The sequence below is a fragment of the Acidovorax sp. SRB_24 genome (assembly GCF_012931925.1).
On record NZ_MWOM01000254.1, the window covers coordinates 1 to 429 of the forward strand.

1 pseudogene is annotated in these 429 nt (G+C 73.0%); it reads right to left on the minus strand.

Annotation, left to right across the window (positions count from 1 at the left end):
* A pseudogene (locus B2J89_RS21820) lies at positions 1 to 246 on the minus strand (hypothetical protein); the annotation flags it as partial.
* Positions 247 to 429: the final 183 nt, after the last annotated feature.

Below are 429 nucleotides of genomic sequence, written 5' to 3' on the forward strand. Positions count from 1 at the left end.
GCGGTAGCGCACGGACAGGCCGCCGCCCTTGGCGTAGAGCCCGCCGCAGCCGTGCAATGCCAGCACGGCCGGCCCGCGTGCGGTCCCCTGCGCTGGCAGCCAGTGGGCCTGCAGCACCGCGCCCGAGGGCAGGGGCAACGCCACGCGCTGCAGCGCCGGCGCGGCCAGCACTGCGGACGCGCCGAGCCCGAAGGCAGCGCACAGCAGCAGGCGGCGACAAAAACGTGGGAGCGCAAGGGTGGACATGGTGGATCTCTGCATGGCCCAAGCCATCACATGCGGAACAGGCCGAATTTCGTGTCCTCGATCGGCGCATTGCGCGCCGCCGACAGGCCCAGCGCGAGCACGCGGCGCGTGTCGGCGGGGTCGATCACGCCGTCGTCCCACAGGCGCGCGCTGGCGTAGTAGGGGTGGCCCTGGTCGTCGTAC